At 73.3% G+C, this 15,457-nt stretch carries 16 protein-coding genes; 5 read left to right on the forward strand and 11 right to left on the reverse strand.

Features of this window, described 5'->3' with window-relative positions:
- Positions 1 to 106 precede the first annotated feature (106 nt).
- Both FHS38_RS03330 and FHS38_RS03335 read right to left on the reverse strand, forming a co-directional pair.
- On the reverse strand, positions 107 to 1,651 hold the full coding sequence (locus tag FHS38_RS03330; RefSeq protein WP_184730417.1) for a leucyl aminopeptidase: 1,545 nt from the start codon (positions 1,649 to 1,651) through the stop codon (positions 107 to 109).
- Positions 1,652 to 1,925: 274 nt separating this feature from the next.
- Positions 1,926 to 2,780: an adenosylcobinamide-GDP ribazoletransferase gene (locus FHS38_RS03335; protein ID WP_184730419.1), complete on the reverse strand. Its 855-nt coding sequence runs from the start codon at positions 2,778 to 2,780 to the stop codon at positions 1,926 to 1,928.
- 69 nt (positions 2,781 to 2,849) lie between these two features.
- On the opposite strand from FHS38_RS03335, the gene FHS38_RS03340 reads away from it, so the two are divergent.
- Positions 2,850 to 3,590, forward strand: coding sequence for a hypothetical protein (locus tag FHS38_RS03340; RefSeq protein WP_184730421.1), 741 nt, complete (start codon positions 2,850 to 2,852; stop codon positions 3,588 to 3,590).
- On the opposite strand, the gene FHS38_RS03345 is transcribed toward FHS38_RS03340, so the two are convergent.
- From FHS38_RS03345 to FHS38_RS03370, 6 genes are all read right to left on the reverse strand, one after another.
- Positions 3,557 to 4,285, reverse strand: a complete 729-nt coding sequence (locus tag FHS38_RS03345) for a hypothetical protein (RefSeq protein ID WP_184730423.1) — start codon at positions 4,283 to 4,285, stop codon at positions 3,557 to 3,559. The two genes, FHS38_RS03340 and FHS38_RS03345, sit on opposite strands and share 34 nt — an antisense overlap.
- Positions 4,282 to 6,048, reverse strand: coding sequence for a phosphatidylglycerol lysyltransferase domain-containing protein (locus FHS38_RS03350; protein ID WP_184730425.1), 1,767 nt, complete (start codon positions 6,046 to 6,048; stop codon positions 4,282 to 4,284). The genes FHS38_RS03345 and FHS38_RS03350 overlap by 4 nt, the downstream gene beginning before the upstream one ends.
- Positions 6,049 to 6,108: 60 nt before the next feature.
- Positions 6,109 to 7,155 (reverse strand): nicotinate-nucleotide--dimethylbenzimidazole phosphoribosyltransferase, encoded by a 1,047-nt coding sequence (gene cobT, locus FHS38_RS03355; RefSeq protein ID WP_184730427.1) that lies wholly within the window; start codon positions 7,153 to 7,155, stop codon positions 6,109 to 6,111.
- Between the two features lie 193 nt (positions 7,156 to 7,348).
- Positions 7,349 to 8,638, reverse strand: coding sequence for a sensor histidine kinase (locus tag FHS38_RS03360; protein WP_184730429.1), 1,290 nt, complete (start codon positions 8,636 to 8,638; stop codon positions 7,349 to 7,351).
- A 147-nt stretch (positions 8,639 to 8,785) separates the two neighbouring features.
- Positions 8,786 to 9,064, reverse strand: a complete 279-nt coding sequence (gene pspAA, locus FHS38_RS03365) for a PspA-associated protein PspAA (RefSeq protein WP_184730431.1) — start codon at positions 9,062 to 9,064, stop codon at positions 8,786 to 8,788.
- A gap of 43 nt (positions 9,065 to 9,107) precedes the next feature.
- On the reverse strand, positions 9,108 to 9,902 hold the full coding sequence (locus FHS38_RS03370; RefSeq protein WP_184730433.1) for a PspA/IM30 family protein: 795 nt from the start codon (positions 9,900 to 9,902) through the stop codon (positions 9,108 to 9,110).
- A gap of 264 nt (positions 9,903 to 10,166) precedes the next feature.
- Between FHS38_RS03370 and FHS38_RS03375 the strand changes: the two genes are divergently transcribed.
- Complete coding sequence (locus FHS38_RS03375; protein WP_184730435.1) at positions 10,167 to 10,763, forward strand: DUF3043 domain-containing protein; 597 nt, start codon at positions 10,167 to 10,169, stop codon at positions 10,761 to 10,763.
- A gap of 59 nt (positions 10,764 to 10,822) precedes the next feature.
- Here the strand turns inward: FHS38_RS03375 and FHS38_RS35055 are convergent, their stop codons facing one another.
- Entirely contained in the window at positions 10,823 to 10,969 is a 147-nt protein-coding gene (locus tag FHS38_RS35055) for a hypothetical protein (protein ID WP_229821944.1), read from the reverse strand.
- Between FHS38_RS35055 and FHS38_RS03380 the strand changes: the two genes are divergently transcribed.
- On the forward strand, positions 10,904 to 11,557 hold the full coding sequence (locus FHS38_RS03380) for a class I SAM-dependent methyltransferase (protein WP_229821922.1): 654 nt from the start codon (positions 10,904 to 10,906) through the stop codon (positions 11,555 to 11,557). The genes FHS38_RS35055 and FHS38_RS03380 overlap by 66 nt on opposite strands.
- Positions 11,558 to 11,803: 246 nt before the next feature.
- Here FHS38_RS03380 and FHS38_RS03385 read toward each other — a convergent pair whose 3' ends face one another.
- Entirely contained in the window at positions 11,804 to 12,013 is a 210-nt protein-coding gene (locus tag FHS38_RS03385) for a hypothetical protein (protein WP_184730437.1), read from the reverse strand.
- A 130-nt stretch (positions 12,014 to 12,143) separates the two neighbouring features.
- Here FHS38_RS03385 and FHS38_RS03390 point away from each other — a divergent pair, with 130 nt between their 5' ends.
- Positions 12,144 to 13,349: a bifunctional adenosylcobinamide kinase/adenosylcobinamide-phosphate guanylyltransferase gene (locus FHS38_RS03390; RefSeq protein WP_184730439.1), complete on the forward strand. Its 1,206-nt coding sequence runs from the start codon at positions 12,144 to 12,146 to the stop codon at positions 13,347 to 13,349.
- A 61-nt stretch (positions 13,350 to 13,410) separates the two neighbouring features.
- Positions 13,411 to 14,118, forward strand: a complete 708-nt coding sequence (locus FHS38_RS03395) for a response regulator transcription factor (RefSeq protein WP_184730441.1) — start codon at positions 13,411 to 13,413, stop codon at positions 14,116 to 14,118.
- A gap of 112 nt (positions 14,119 to 14,230) precedes the next feature.
- On the opposite strand, the gene nadA is transcribed toward FHS38_RS03395, so the two are convergent.
- Positions 14,231 to 15,418, reverse strand: coding sequence for a quinolinate synthase NadA (nadA, locus tag FHS38_RS03400; RefSeq protein ID WP_184730443.1), 1,188 nt, complete (start codon positions 15,416 to 15,418; stop codon positions 14,231 to 14,233).
- Positions 15,419 to 15,457: the final 39 nt, after the last annotated feature.

Below are 15,457 nucleotides of genomic sequence, written 5' to 3' on the forward strand. Positions count from 1 at the left end.
TCACGGGTTACTCGCGCGTACGAGTGTGTGGATTTCGTTAAGGGCGAACGAACGCCCGGCGACCCCGGACGGAACACGCCCGGGGTCGCACGGTTGTGCGAATGACTCAGCCGAGGTCGCCCGCGGCGGTGCGCTCCGCGAGCCGGACCAGGGTGCGCACCGCGGATCCGGTGCCGCCCTTCGGGGTGTAGCCGTACGGGGCGCTCTCGTGGTAGGCGGGGCCCGCGATGTCCAGGTGGGCCCAGGTGATGCCCTCGCCCACGAACTCCTGCAGGAAGAGGCCCGCCACCAGGCCGCCGCCCATCCGCTCGCCCATGTTGGCGATGTCGGCGACGGGCGTGTCCATGCCCTTGCGCAGCTCGGCGGGGAGCGGCATCGGCCACGCCTGCTCGCCGACCTCCTCGGCGATCTCGTACAGCGACGTGCGGAACGCGTCGTCGTTCGCCATGACGCCGAACGTGCGGTTGCCGAGCGCGAGGACCATGGCACCGGTGAGGGTGGCGACGTCCACGATCGCGTCGGGGTTCTCCTCCGAGGCGCGGGTGAGGGCGTCGGCCAGGACCAGCCGGCCCTCGGCGTCGGTGTTGAGTACCTCGACGGTCTTACCGCTGTACATCTTCAGCACATCACCCGGGCGGGTGGCGTTGCCGGACGGCATGTTCTCCGCGAGGGCCAGCCAGCCGGTGACGTTGACCTCGACCCCGAGCTTCGCAGCGGCCACGACCGAGGCGAAGACGGCGGCGGCGCCGGCCATGTCGCACTTCATGGTCTCGTTGTGGCCGGCCGGCTTCAGGGAGATGCCGCCCGAGTCGTACGTGATGCCCTTGCCGACCAGGGCGACGGTCTTCTTCGCCTTGGCGTGGGTGTAGGCGATCCGCACCAGGCGGGGCGGGTTGAGGGAACCCTGGCCGACGCCCATCAGGCCGCCGTAGCCGCCCTTGAGCAGCGCCTTCTCGTCCAGGACCTCGACCTTGAGGCCGTGCTCCTTGGCGGCGGCCTGGACGGCCGCGGCGAAGGACTTCGGGTGCAGGTCGTTGGGCGCCATGTTCACCAGGTCGCGGGCGCGGTTGACCTCTTCGGCCACGGCGACGGCGCGCTCGGCGGCGGCCTTGGCCGCCTTGTCGCGGGGCTTGGCCCCGAGGACCGCCACCTCGGCGAGCGGCGCGCTCTTGTCGGCGGCCTTGGCGTCGCCCTTCTTGGCGGAGCCGGTGCCGTTGGTGCGGTAGGCGTTGAAGGCGTACGCGCCGAGCAGCGCGCCTTCCGCGACGGCCGCGACGGCCTCGGCGTCGTCGACCGGCAGGGCGAACGCGGCCTTCTTCGTACCGGACAGCGCACGGGCCGCCACGCCGGCGGCGCGGCGCAGCGCCTCCTCGTCGTAGCCGTCGCCCTTCGCGGGGACGTCGCCGAGGCCGACCGCCAGCACGACCGGGGCCTTGAGGCCGGACGGGGCGGGGAGCTTGGTCACTTCACCCTCGCCGCCGGCGGCGCCGAGGGTCTCCAGAACGGCGGCCAGCTTCCCGTCGAACGCCTTGTCGACGGCTTCGGCGCCGGGTGCGACGACGGGGCCCTTCGGGCCCTTGGCCACACCGACGACGACGGCGTCCGCGCGCAGCGTCGCCGCACTGGAAGTGCTGAGAGTCAGAGCAGTCACGGTGGTTGGGTCCCTACTTCCGTTGAGTTTTGACGGCCGGGGGGTGGGCGGCCGCACCCTGCGCATCGTATGCGGCACGCCCGCGCCGCCGGGGTCCGGGCCAGCCGGGCACGCGCGAGCGTATCCCCGCCGGGCCGCGAGGGGTTCGCCCGTGACCGCACCGATTTGCCGGGGTCCGCCGGTCGCCGGGGTCGGCGCACGTCGGACGGGGGAGGGAACAACGGCCGTGACGAGCCTGTTCCGCCCCCGCGTTGCGATGGGCGGGCGCGGCGTGTCAGCCGAGCGTCAGCGCGAGCAGCGCGACCGTCGCCGACGTCTCGGCCAGGGCGCCGAAGACATCGCCGGTGACGCCGCCGAAGCGGCGCGTGCAGTGCCGCAGCAGCAGTTCGCCGCCGACCAGGGCGGCCAGCGCCGCGGCACCCACCCGCACCGCCTCGAACCCGAGGGCGTACGGGCCTTGGCGCGGGTCCTCGTACGTACTGAGGAGCGCGCCCGCGGCCGCCGCCGCGCAGACGACCAGCGCCGCCACCAGCAGCGCCGAGCGCGTGGACACCACCCCCGCCACGGCGGCCCCCAGCCCCTCCGGCCGCGCCGCGGGCACGCCCGCACGCGAGGCGAGGGTCAGGGCGCAGCGCGCGGCGAGGGCCGCGACCAGCGCCGCGAGGGCGCCGCGCGCCCAGCCGTCGGTGTACAGCTCGTGGAGGGCGGCCACTTGGCCGAGCAGGGTCAGCAACAGGGTGACGACGCCGAACGGGCCGATGTCCGACTGCTTCATGATCCGCAGCGCGTCGGCGGCGGGCTTCCCGCTGCCCAGTCCGTCGGCGACATCCGCGAGACCGTCCAAGTGGAGTCCGCGGGTGAGCACGGCCGGGACGGCCACCGTGGCCACCGCGGCGAGCATCGGACCCGCGCCCAGCAGCAGGAACAGCGCCCCGGTCAGAGCCGCGAAACCGCCCACGACCAGGCCCGCCAGTGGTGCCGCCAGCATTCCGCCGCGGGCCGCCGGGCGGTCCCAGCGGGTGACGCGCACCGGCAGCACCGTCAGCGTGCCGAAGGCGAAGCGGAGGGAGTCGCCGGGCGTCGCGGGGGCAGGCCGTGCCGGCCCGGGGTCAGGTCTCGTGTCGGTCATCGCGGGCAGGGTATCCCGCCCGTCGCGGGCAGTAGGTTGCCGATAGGGCACAGATCGGGAGCGGGAGTCATGGGTCACTGGTTGGGTCGCAACATCGTCGAACCGGGCAAGCTGCCGCTGCTGCTGGCGCTCACCGCGTTCGTGCTGACCTTCCTGGTCACCCGTGTCATCACCCGGCTGATCCGGGCCGGTAAGGGCCCCTTCCGCAACGTCAGCGCCGGCAGCGGCGTGCACGTCCACCACGTCGTGCCGGGCATCGTGCTGATGGTGGTCGGCGGCTTCGGCGCGGTCGCCGCGGGCCGGCACGGCTTCGCGGCGGCGGTCTGCGCCGTGCTCTTCGGCACCGGCGCCGGTCTGGTGCTGGACGAGTTCGCGCTCGTCCTGCACCTGGACGACGTGTACTGGACGGAACAGGGCCGCAAGAGCGTCGAGATCGTGGTGCTGACGGCGGCGCTGGTGGGACTGGTGCTCGCCGGCTCCTCGCCGTTCGGGGTGAACGAGCTGACCCCGGACGAGCTGCACAACCGCGGCATCGTGCTGACCACCGTCGGCATCAACTTCCTGATCGCCCTCTTCGCCCTGGTCAAGGGCAAGCCGCGGATCGCCCTGATCGGGGTGCTGGTGCCGTTCGTCGCGATCGTCGGCGCGGTGCGGCTGGCCCGGCCCGGCTCACCGTGGGCCCGGCACTTCTACCGCCACCGGCGCCGCGCCCGGGCCAAGGCCCGGGCGCGCGCCCGCCGGCACGACGAGCGCTGGGAGGCCTTGCGCAACCGGCTTCACGACCTGGTCGCGGGTGCCCCGGACCGCTGACCGCCCTCGTCCCGGTCCCGGTAGGCGTCCCGCCGCGGCTTGCGCCGCCGCAGCGCCTCCTCCGCGGCGCACAGCACCAGCATCGCGGCCACGGCGGCCACGTGCTCCTTGCCCGCCAGATTGGGCTTGACGACGGCCTCGCCCACCATGGCGAGCACCACCAGCGCGCAGGTGAACCAGGCGCGGTAGCGCCAGGTGACGTACACCGCGAGCCCGACGACCGCCGCCGACGGGCCGGTGTCGATGACCTTGGCCGCCTCCGGCGGCAGACCGAAGGCGGAGTCGGGGCCGATGTGGACGGCCAGCCGCGCGTACATCGTGCCGGCCAGGGTGGCCACGTAGGCGACGACCAGCGTGCGCCACTTGCCCAGGGCGATCTCGGCGATGCCGAAGACGAGCAGCACCTGGGCCAGCGCCCCCCACACCGGAAGGTCCAGCGCCGGGACGAACAGCGACAGGGGCGTGCGCAGCAGCGCCAGCCACCACGGCAGCCGCGCCTGCACCGAGCCGAGCTTCTGGACCGGCTCGAAGCCCCAGGACTGGTTCTGGACGATCTGGAAGACCGCGGTGAGGGCCACGGCGGCCAGGGTCATGGGAAAGGCCCCGAGACGCTTGGTCGTCAGCGCGTGCCACACGGTGCCGACCAGCGGACCCCACTCGGTGCGCGCGGCGCGACGCAGCGCCGCGCGGTTCATCGCCGGCTCTCCAAGTGCTTGCGGTTGAGCCACTTGGGGAGCCCCGGGGCCTCGAGGAAGCCCTCGGCCCGGGCGCTGGAGACGCCGATCCGCAGCAGGTCACTGCTCTTCTCGAACAGCATGAACCGAGGTTCCCAGATGGGGCGGTATTTCGCATTTGCTCGGTACAGCGACTCGATCTGCCACCAGCGGGAGAAGAAGCTGAGCAGCGAGCGCCACGCCCGCAGCACGGGCCCCGCCCCGAGCTTCGAGCCGCGCTCGAAAACCGACCGGAACATCGCGAAGTTCAGCGACACCTGGGTGATGCCGAGCCCCTTGGCCTGCTGGAGCAGCTCGATGACCATGAACTCCATCAGGCCGTTCTCGGACTCCCGGTCACGCCGCATCAGATCCAGCGACAGCCCCTTGGGCCCCCACGGCACAAAGCTGAGCACCGCGCGCAGTTCACCCTGGCCGTCGTGGCATTCGAGCATCACGCAGCGCCCGTCGTCCGGGTCGCCGAGCCGGCCCAGCGCCATGGAGAAGCCGCGCTCGGTCTCCCCGTCGCGCCAGTCGTCGGCGCGCACCAGCAGCTCGGCCATCTCCGCCTCGGGGATGTCCTCGTGACGCCGGATCCGGACGGTGTAACCGGCGCGCTTGACCCGGTTGAACGCCTGGCGGACCGTGCGCATGGCCCGCCCGTCGAGGGTGAACTCGGCGGTCTCCACGATGGCCTCGTCGCCGATCTCCAGGGCGTCCATGCCGTGCCGCGCGTAGATGGTGCCGGCCTCCTCGCTCGCGCCCATCACGGCCGGGATCCAGCCGTGCTCCCGGGCCTCGGCCAGCCACGGCTCGATGGCGCCGGGCCAGGCCTCGGGATCGCCGATCGGGTCGCCGGAGGCCAGCGACACCCCGCCGACGACGCGGTAGGTGACGGCGGCCTTGCCGGTGGGGGACCAGATGACGCTCTTCTCGCGGCGCAGCGCGAAGTAGCCGAGCGAGTCGCGGTCGCCGTGCCGGTCCAGCAGGGCGCGCAGTCGCGCCTCGTCCTCGGGGGTGAGCGGATCGGTGGCCCGGCGGGCGCGGAAGGCCGCGAAGACCACGAGGAGCAGCAGGACCATGCTCATCACGTTGATGAAGACGTCGACCCAGCCGGGGATGGAAATGCCGCGGTAGCGGCTGTCGTCTGCGGCCAGCGAGACCAGCCGCATGACGCCGTAGTGCCAGCGGTCGAGGAACGTCGAGCGGTATTCGTCGGTCGCCTGATTGGTGGCGGTGACCAGCAGCGCGGCGATCAGCGAGGTGACCAGCAGCCCGCCGGCGGCGACGGCCGAGGCGAGCTTGGGGTTGGCGCGGTCGCCCTTGGCGTAGAACTCGCGGCGGCCCACCAGCAGCGCGGCGACGAACAACGCGGTCGCCACCAGCGAGAACCAGTTCAGCGGGTGCCGGTTGAACTCCCGGAAGAACATGGCGAACGCCAGGATCGCCAGCAGCACCCCGGACAGTACGAGGTTCAGGATCCACGAGGCCCGCTTGCGCCGGCGCAGGGTGACCGCCATGACGAACGACCACAGCGCCGACGCGAAGCCCGCCGTCAGCAGATAGGGAGTGAAGAACTCCTCGACGTTGTGCCGGCGGATGTCCGCGCCGAACGACACCCAGACGGCGCTGAGCAGGTTGACGAACGTCACGGCACGCAGGTACCACACCGCGAACGCGGCGGCGCGCCGTGGCCAGGCGCCGCTAGGGGTGGCTTCATCCGGAGTCACGCGGACTTCTCCCATGAAAAGTGAGCATATGGGGCGTCATCCACGGGGAAGTCCGAAGCGCGACGACGAGGTCGGTCAGGTGCGCTCGGGGAGTTCCGCCGCCAGGGCCGCGGCCGCCTGCACCAATGGCAGAGCGAGCAGCGCCCCTGTCCCCTCGCCCACAGTGACGCCGTGATCGAGCAAAGGGTTGAGCGCCATCCGGTCGAGCGCCTTCGCCTGCGCCGGGTCGCCGCTCGCCTGCCCCGCCAGCCACCAGTCGGGGGCCCGGAAGGCCACCCGCTGGGCGACCAGGGCACACGCCGCGGAGACGACGCCGTCGAGGATGACCGGGGTGCGCCGCACGGCGCTCTGCAACAGGAAGCCGGTGATCGCCGCGAGGTCCGCGCCACCGCACGCGGCCAGCAGCTCCAGCTGGTCGCCGAGGACCGGCCGGGCCCGGCGCAGCGCGTCCCGGATCGCGGCGCACTTGCGCATCCACGCCAGGTCGTCGATGCCCGCGCCGCCGCGGCCGGTGACCACCGAGGCGTCGGTGCCGCACAGCGCGGCGATCAGGGTGCCGGCCGCCGTGGTGCCGCCGACGCTCAGATCGCCGAGCACGACGAGGTCGGTGCCGGAGTCGGCCTCCTCGTCGGCGACCGCCATCCCGGCGCGGAACGCGGCCTCCGCCTCCTCGGCGGTCAGCGCGTCCTCGATGTCGATCCGGCCCGAGCCGCGCCGCACCCGGTGGCGGGTCACGTCCTCGGGCAGCTCGGCCGGGTCGCAGTCGAGCGACATGTCGATCACCCGCAGCCCCGCGCCCAGCCGTCGGGCCAGGATCGCGGCACTGCTCCCGCCGTCCAGGGCGGCCCGTACGAGCTCGACGGCACCGCCCGCCGGGCCGCCGGAGACGCCCAGCCCGGCGATCCCGTGGTCACCGGCGAAGACCAGCAGCTTCGCCCGCTCGACCGGCTTGACGGGCACGGCTCCCTGCGCGGCGGCGAGCCACTCGCCCAGCTCGTCCAGCCGCCCCAGCGAGCCGGGCCGCGGGCCGATCCGCTCCCGGCGTTCCTCGGCGTCCCGCCGCACGCCGGAGTCGGGCCGCTCGATCAGTGTGGCGAAGTCATCAAGATTCAGACCGCTCATCCGCCGAACACTACCTGTCGCCCTTGGCTCTGCGGGCTGTGGCGGGTGTACCTCCGCTGCGCGGCGGTGTCCTCAATCGCCGGACGGGCTGATTTGGCTGAGCTCAGCCAAATCAGCCCGTCCGGCGATTGAGGGCGCGCCCGCAGGGCGCCCGCCGCCGCAGGCGGTAGGACGGCCCGCGGTCGGCAGGACACTAGGCCCCCGTTGCTGACCGCACCGGCAGGGACGCCCGCACCCGGAACCCGGGGGCGCCGAGGTCGCGGGGCCCCGCCTCGCAGGTGCCGCCGAGGGCGGCCGCGCGCTCGCGCATGCCGATCAGGCCGAGACCCCCGACGTCCCTGCCGGCGGGGGCCTCGGCCGTCGCGAGGGCGGTGCGGCCGGCGCCGTCGTCGAGGACGGTCAGCAGAAGGCTGTCCGGGGCCCGCAGGAGGGCGACCTCGGCGCGGGCGCCGGGCCCCGCGTGCTTGTGGACGTTGGTCAGGGCCTCCTGGAGCACCCGGTAGGCGGCCAGGTCGACGGCGGCGGGCAGCGGTCCCACGAGGCCCGCCGCCCCGGCGGCGCCGGTGGCGGTGGCCGGACCGTGGGGCAGGGTGGAGGCCGCGGCGATGTCGACGCGCAGCCCCACCCGGGCGAACCCGTCGACGAGCTGGTCGAGGACGCCGAGGCCGGGGGCCGGTTCGGTGGGGGCCTCGGGGTCGCCGTGCTGGCGCAGCAGGCCCACGGTGGCGCGCAGCTCCCCCAGGGCCGACCGGCTGGCCTCGCGGACGTGCGCGAGCGCCTCCTTCGCCTGGTCGGGGCGGCTGTCCATGATGTGCGAGGCGACCCCGGCCTGGACGTTGACCAGCGCGATGTGATGGGCGACGACGTCATGGAGCTCGCGGGCGATGCGCAGCCGCTCCTCGGCCACCCGGCGGCGGGCCTCCTCCTCGCGGGTGCGCTCGGCCCGCTCGGCCCGCTCCTCGATCGCCGCGATGAAGGCCCGCCGACTGCGGACGGCGTCGCCCGCGGCGGCGGCCATGCCGGTCCAGGCGAACAGGCCGAGGTTCTCCTGCGCGTACCAGGGCCGGACGCCGAAGAGCATGACGGTGCCGGTGAGGACGGCGACGGTCACCGCGGCGATCCGCCAGGCGGTGGGCCGGTCGGTGCGGGCGGCGACGGTGTAGAGGGCCACCACGGCGGCGAGCGCGATCTGGGTGTGCGGCGGGTCGTCCCCGGAGGTGACGGTCTCCAGGACGGTGAGCGCGCAGGTGAAGGCGAGGACGGCACGCGGCATCGGGCGGCGCAGGACGAGACCCGCGCAGGCGCACAGCGACAGCAGGACGTAGGAGGGTCCCGGCCGGTGCGCCGCGGCGTGCGGGCCGACGTACGCGCCGAGGAGGACGATCGTGAGGACGGCGACGGCCAGGACCGCGTCGGCGGCGTAGGGGTGCGCGCGCAGCCAGCGGTGCGGGCGGGCGAGACCTGTGGTGGCGAGGGAGGTCATCGGGGTCCCATCAGGAGTGCCTGGTGCTGCCGCGGCCGGGAATCGCGCTCGGGAGGCGTCCGCGACCCGAGCCCGCCGCGCCCCCGTCCCGGGTGGGGACGGGGGCGCGGCGAGGTGCTGGAGTGTGCGGGGAGCGGACCGGGGAGGTCAGCCGGGGATGAGCCCGTCGTCGCTGAGCATCTCCTTGACCTCGTCAAGGGTCGCGTCGGGTGCGGGAAGGATCAGCTCCGAGGGTTCGAGCGCCTCGTCGGGCAGCGGCTCGCCCAGTCGGCGCACGGCGTCGAGCAGGGCGCCGAGGGTCTGGCGGAAGCCTTCCCCGTCACCGCTCTCCATGTCCTGGAGCAGCTCGTCGTCCAGCTTGTTGAGCTCGGTGAAGTGGCCGTCGGCCAGCTTCCACTGCCCTTCCCCCATGATCCGCACGATCATGACGGTCTCCCTCGGTCGGATGCCTGGTGGCGCACTGCCGGTGCTACTGCTTGTCGAAGCGCGGCTGCTCCTGCGGGCGGCCCTGCTCGGCCTGGCCTCCGGTGCCGCCCTCAATAGCCTGCTTCGGACCGCTGCTGCCCGCCAGCTCGGCCTTCATCCGCTGGAGCTCCAGCTCCACGTCCGAGCCGCCCGAGAGACGGTCCAGCTCGGCGGTGATGTCGTCCTTGGCCGTGCCCGTCGGGTCGTCGAGGGCGCCCGAGGCGAGCAGCTCGTCGATGGCACCGGCGCGCGCCTGCATCTGCTGGGTCTTGTCCTCGGCGCGCTGGATGGCCATGCCGACGTCGCCCATCTCCTCGGAGATGCCCGAGAAGGCCTCCCCGATCCGGGTCTGGGCCTGGGCGGCGGTGTAGGTGGCCTTGATGGTCTCCTTCTTCGTGCGGAAGGCGTCGACCTTGGCCTGCAGGCGCTGCGAGGCGAGGGTGAGCTTCTCCTCCTCGCCCTGGAGGGTCTGGTGCTGCGTCTGAAGGTCGCTGACCTGCTGCTGCAGCGCGGCCCGCCGGGACAGCGCCTCACGCGCCAGGTCCTCACGGCCGAGCGCCAGCGCCTTGCGGCCCTGGTCCTCCAGCTTGGACGACTGGCCCTGCAGCTGGTTCAGCTGGAGTTCCAGGCGCTTGCGGGACGTCGCCACGTCGGCGACCCCGCGGCGTACCTTCTGGAGCAGTTCGAGCTGCTTCTGGTACGAGTAGTCAAGGGTCTCGCGCGGATCCTCGGCCCGGTCCAGGGCCTTGTTGGCCTTCGCGCGGAAAATCATCCCCATACGCTTCATGACACCGCTCATGGGCCTCGCGCGCCCCCTTCTGACGGACTTTTCGGCTCCAGCACATCTCTCAGAACCCACAGTACGGGCCCTGCTTCCATTACCGCACTGTTCGGCCCCGGATGCGCTCCTCCTCCAGGACGATCACAAGGTCGTCGCCCTCCGGCGCAAGGAGTAGACGTACCCCCGGGAAGCGGTCCGGGGCCCCCGCCGGGGGGCCGCCGTTGCCGGATCGTTCCCCATGGGGCTGGGGTACACACCCGGATACCCGTACCCTTGGGTTTTGTGTTCCGAAGCCGTTCGAAGGATGAGCAGGCCGCCGCCGCCAAGGTGACCGCGGACCAGCCCCAGCAGCCCCGTGACCCGCAGGCCCCCAAGGGCCGCCCCACCCCCAAGCGCAGCGAGGCGACGTCGCAGCGCCGCAGCCTGGCCGGCACGCCGACCAATCGCAAGGACGCCGTCAAGCGTCAGCGCGAGGCCCGGCGCGTGGACCTGGCCAAGCAGCGCGAGGCCCTCGCCAGCGGGGACGAGCGCTTCCTGCCCGCCCGCGACAAGGGCCCGATCCGCCGTTTCGCGCGCGACTTCGTGGACTCGCGGTATTCCGTGGCGGAGTTCTTCCTGCCGCTCGCCGTGCTGATCCTGATCCTCAGCATGATCAACAAGGGTGACTTCCAGTCACTCGTGCTGCTGCTGTGGCTCGTCGTGATCCTCCTGATCGTGATCAACTCCGCGATCACGGCCATCAGCCTCAAGCGCGCCCTCAAGCAGCGCTTCCCCGACGAGAACCTGCGCGGCGCGGTGCCGTACGCCCTGATGCGTACGCTCCAGATGCGCCGACTGCGGCTGCCGAAGCCGAAGGTCAAGCGCGGGGAGCGGCCCTGAGCGCCCTGGCGTCGGGCTTCGGCGGCGGTGCGCAGGGCTGGCTGAGCGGTCTCGGCGGGTTACGGAACACCGTCCGCCAGGAGCTGGTCGCCCGCCAGCTGGACGAGCAGATAGCGGCGCGGTTCCCGGTCGGCCGTCGGCTGCGCGTGCTCGACGTGGGCCTCGGCCAGGGCACGCAGGCGCTGCGGCTGGCCCGCGCCGGCCATGAGGTCACGGGCCTGGAGTCCGACCCCCGCATGGTGGCCGCGGTCCGCGAGGCGCTGGCCGCCGAGCCCGAGGGCATCCGCGAGCGGGTGCGGCTCATCGAGGGCGACGGCCGGGACACCGGCGCGCATTTCCTCCCGGGCGCCTTCGACGTCGTGCTCTGCCACGGCGTCCTGATGTACGTACCGGAGCCGGACCCCATGCTCGCCGGGCTCGCCCGGGTGCTCGCGCCGGACGGCCTGCTCTCGCTGGTCGTCCGCAACGCGGACGCGCTCGCGCTGCGGCCGGGGCTGAGCGGGGACTGGGAGCGTGCCCTGGCGGCCTTCGACTCGCCCGCCTACACCAACCGGATCGGCCTGCCCGCGCGGGCGGACCGGCTGGAGACCCTGACGGCGACCCTGGCCGGGATCGGCGCACCGCTGCACACCTGGTACGGCGTGCGCGTCTTCACCGACCAGGCGCCCGACGACCGTCAGCCGCCCCCGGCCGCGGAACTGGAGCGGCTCCTGGCCGCGGAGGACCGTGCCGGCCGCACCGACCCCTACCGCCGCGTGGCCGCGCTGCTGCACCTGTGCGGCGTGCGGGGTTAGCCGTTCCATCTGCGACGGGCTGCGCGCTGCTTGCGGGCCGTCGTGCCGCCTGCGGCGGCGGGCGCCCTGCGGGCGCGTCCTCAAGCGCCGGACGGGCTGATTGCAGCCCGTCCGGCGCTTGAGGACAAGGCACAGCAGCCTGTCCGGCGTTCGAGGACACCGCCGCGCAGTGGAGGTGCGGGCGACACGGCTCGCAGCGGTCCTCGGACCGGGAGACCGTGGCGCCCCCGCTCCGGCGCGAGCCGGTCAGGCCTCCGCGGCCGCGGACAGGCTCATCTCGTAGATCTTCGTGTCGTCCTCGAAGAGCGTCACCCGCTCCGCGCCGCCGTCGAGCAGTTCCTTCCAGACCTCGCCGATCCAGGACTCCGCGTCCCCTTGCGTGGTGAACTCCTCCGGCTCCACCGCGGGCGTCGTCTCCGTCCCGTCGGCCTTCTCGAACCGCCATGACCACACCATGTCCGCCTCCTGAGTTCTGCCTACGTACCTCAAGTGCCACGTGCTGTGCAGCGCAGCCTAACGGTCCGTAAAGGACGTGAAAGGGTGAGCCCCGCGCGCCCGTCGCGCGGGGACGCGAGACGATCGACCTGTGGAACTGACTCTGCTCGGCACCGGAGCCCCCGACGGGCTGCCGCGCCCCGGCTGCCCCTGCGCGTCCTGCGCCACCGCCGTCGGCGACGAGGCGCGGGCCGCGACCGCGCTCCTCGTCGACGGGGCGCTGCTCCTGGACCTCACCCCGGGGCCCGCCTTCGCCGCCGCCCGGGCGGGGCGGTCGATCGCGGGGGTGCGGCAGGTGCTGCTCTCGCACCCGCACGACGGGCCCGCCGTGGAGTTCCCGGCCGGGCTGCCCGCGCCGGGGCGGGTGCCGGACGGGCGCGAGCTGGCGGTGATCAGCGGGCACCGGGTGCGGGCGATGGCCCTGGACGCCCCGGGCACCGGATACGAGGTGACCGGCCCGGAGGGCGAGCGGCTGCTCTATCTGCCGCCGGGCGCCTCCCCGGCGGGGTTCGCGCCCCTCGGCGCCTCCGGCCCGTACGACATGGTGCTGCTCGACGTCCTCGGCCGGCCCGACGCCCTGGCCCGGCTGCGCGAGACGGGGGCGGTCGGCGCGACGACGGACGTGCTCGCCATCCACCTCGACCACGACGTCCCGCCGGGCCGTGAGCTGCACCGCAGGCTGGCGGCGCTCGGGGCGAGGACCGTGCCGGACGGCACGACGCTCGTGGTCGGCGACTACCACGCGGTGCCGGATCTGCCCCGGCGGACGCTGGTGCTGGGCGGGGCCAGATCGGGCAAGTCGGTGGAGGCCGAGCGGCGGCTGGAGGGGTTCCCCGACGTGGTCTACGTCGCCACGGGCGGCACGCGCGAGGGCGACCGGGAGTGGGCGGCGCGGATCGCCCTGCACCGCGAACGCCGCCCGGGCTCCTGGCGCACGGCCGAGACCTGCGACCTGGTGCCGCTGCTGGCGGAGGACGGCCCGGCGCTCCTGATCGACTGCCTCGGGCTGTGGCTGACCGACGCGATGGACTCCGTGGAGGCCTGGGACGACGCCGTCTGGGCGAACGGCGGCGCGCGGGCCCTGGCCAAGCGCGTCGCGGAGCTGGCCGCGGCCGTCCGCGCAACCCCGCGCACGGTCGTCCTGGTGAGCAACGAGGTCGGCTCGGGCGTCGTCCCGGCCACTGCTTCCGGCCGTCGCTTCCGCGACGAGCTCGGCCGGCTGAACACGGCGGTGGCCGCCGAGTGCGAGCACGTCCTGCTGGTGGTGGCGGGCCAGCCGCTGCCGCTGCGCGGCTGACCCCCCAACTCCGCCCGGAGCCCCGGCATCTGACGGGCCACCCGCTGCGTACGCTGGGCGTATGACTGTGCCCAGCGGCGATCGGCCCGTACGCCCCATCCGAGTCCTTCTCGCCGACGACCAGGCACTGCTGCGCAGCGCGTTCCGGGTGCTGGTGGACTCGGAGCCGGACATGGAGGTGGTGGGGGAGGCGGCGGACGGGGCGCAGGCCCTCGAACTCGCCCGCGGTCAGGCGCCCGACGTGGTCCTGATGGACATCCGGATGCCCGGCACCGACGGCCTCGCCGCGACCCGCGCGATCTGCTCCGACCCCGCGCTCGCGGAGGTGCGGGTGGTGATGCTGACGACGTTCGAGGTCGACGAGTACGTGGTGCAGTCGCTGCGGGCGGGCGCCTCGGGGTTCCTCGGCAAGGGCGCGGAGCCGGAGGAACTGCTGGCGGCGATCAGGATCGCGGCGGCGGGGGAGGCACTGCTGTCGCCCGCCGCGACGAAGGGGCTGATCGCGAAGTTCCTGGCGCAGGGCGGGGACTACGAAGGTCCGGCCGGTGCCGCCGTGCGGCTCGACGTGCTCACCGGACGGGAGCGCGAGGTGCTGGTCCAGGTGGCGGGCGGGCTGTCCAACGACGAGATCGGCGAGCGGCTGACGGTCAGCCCGCTGACCGTCAAGACCCACGTCAACCGTGCGATGGCCAAGCTCGGCGCCCGCGACCGGGCGCAGTTGGTGGTGATCGCGTACGAGACCGGGCTGGTGCGGCCGCGGGGGGACTGACCTCGTCCTCGATCGCCGGACGGGCTTGATCCAAGCCTGTCCGGCGACCGAGGGCGAAGGGGTCCGGGGCTCGCCCCGGTTCCGGGAAGGGGCGGGCAGGGGAACGGGTCCGCTACGGAAGCGCCAGCATCCGCTCCAGGGCCAGCTTGGAGAAGCTCGCGACCTCGGGGTCGACCTCGATCCGGTTCACGACCTTGCCGTCCGCCAGCGACTCCAGCGCCCACACCAGGTGCGGCAGGTCGATGCGGTTCATGGTCGAGCAGAAGCAGACCGTCTTGTCGAGGAAGACGATCTCCTTGTCCTGGTCGGCGAACCGGTTCGCGAGCCGGCGGACCAGGTTGAGCTCGGTGCCGATGGCCCACTTCGACCCGGCCGGGGCGGCCTCCAGGGTCTTGATGATGTACTCCGTCGACCCGACGTAGTCCGCCGCCGCCACGACCTCGTGCCGGCACTCGGGGTGCACCAGGACGTTGACGCCCGGGATGCGCTCGCGCACGTCGTTGACCGAGTCCAGCGAGAAGCGGCCGTGCACGGAGCAGTGGCCGCGCCACAGGATCATCTTCGCGGCGCGCAGCTCCTCGACGGTCAGGCCGCCGTTCGGCTTGTGCGGGTTGTACAGCACGCAGTCCTCGAGCGTCATGCCCATGTCGCGGACGGCGGTGTTGCGGCCCAGGTGCTGGTCCGGCAGGAACAGCACCTTCTCGCCCTGCTCGAAGGCCCAGTTCAGCGCACGCTCGGCGTTGGAGGACGTGCAGATCGTGCCGCCGTGCTTGCCGGTGAAGGCCTTGATGTCGGCCGAGGAGTTCATGTACGAGACCGGGACGGTCACGTCGGCTATGCCGGCCTCGGTGAGCACGTCCCAGCACTCGGCGACCTGCTCGGCGGTGGCCATGTCGGCCATCGAGCAGCCCGCGGCCAGGTCCGGCAGGACGACCTGCTGGTCGTGCGTGGTCAGGATGTCCGCGGACTCGGCCATGAAGTGCACACCGCAGAAGACGATGTACTCGGCGTCGGGCCGGGCGGCCGCGTCGCGCGCGAGCTTGAAGGAGTCCCCGGTCACATCCGCGAACTCGATGACCTCGTCGCGCTGGTAGTGGTGGCCGAGCACGAAGACCTTGCTGCCGAGCTTCGCCTTGGCCGCGCGGGCGCGTTCCACCAGGTCCGGGTCGGACGCCGCCGGCAGGTCGCCGGGGCACTCCACGCCGCGCTCGCTCCGGGGGTCGGACTCACGGCCGAGCAGCAGGAGGGCGAGGGGGGTGGGCTGGACATCCAAGGGTTGGGCGGTGGTCACGACACGCACCCTTTCTGTTCTGCGGACGGCCGATCCGGCCTTGTCGTC

The sequence above is a fragment of the Streptomyces netropsis genome (assembly GCF_014203545.1).
GTDB classification, from domain to species: domain Bacteria; phylum Actinomycetota; class Actinomycetes; order Streptomycetales; family Streptomycetaceae; genus Streptomyces; species Streptomyces netropsis.